Raw genomic sequence first — 399 nt, 5'->3', positions numbered from 1 at the left:
GACGTGCTCGACGCGGAGGCCGTGAACGCCGCCGCGGACGACCTCGGCGAGGTGGACGGCCTGGTGCTGACCGCCGCGACGAACGTGCGCAAGAGGCTGTTGGACTACACGGGTGCGGACTTCGACAAGGTCGTCTCGCTGAACCTGCGCGCGACCTTCGACGTGATCAGGGCCTTCGGCGGGCCGATGACCGAGCGCGGGCGCGGGTCGATCATCGGCTTCTCCTCGATCCGGGCGAGCACGGTCGAGCCGGGTCAGGGCGTGTACGCGGCGACCAAGGCGGGCCTGGTGCAGCTCGTGCGCACCGCCGCCGCGGAGTTCGGGCCGTGCGGCGTCCGGGTGAACGCGATCTCCCCCGGAGTGGTGGAGACCCCGTTGACCGCCCAGATCAAGGCCAGC

At 71.4% G+C, this 399-nt stretch carries 1 protein-coding gene; it reads left to right on the top strand.

The window, feature by feature from the left end; all coding sequences use genetic code 11:
- Positions 1–399: SDR family NAD(P)-dependent oxidoreductase (locus CCN37_RS37355; RefSeq protein WP_246843548.1), on the top strand; the 399-nt coding region annotated here is incomplete at both ends.

The organism is Allokutzneria sp. NRRL B-24872 (assembly GCF_002155965.1).
Taxonomy (GTDB): domain Bacteria; phylum Actinomycetota; class Actinomycetes; order Mycobacteriales; family Pseudonocardiaceae; genus Allokutzneria.
The sequence above is the reverse complement of the archived record's forward strand: the minus strand, read 5'-3'. Positions and strand labels throughout refer to the sequence as shown.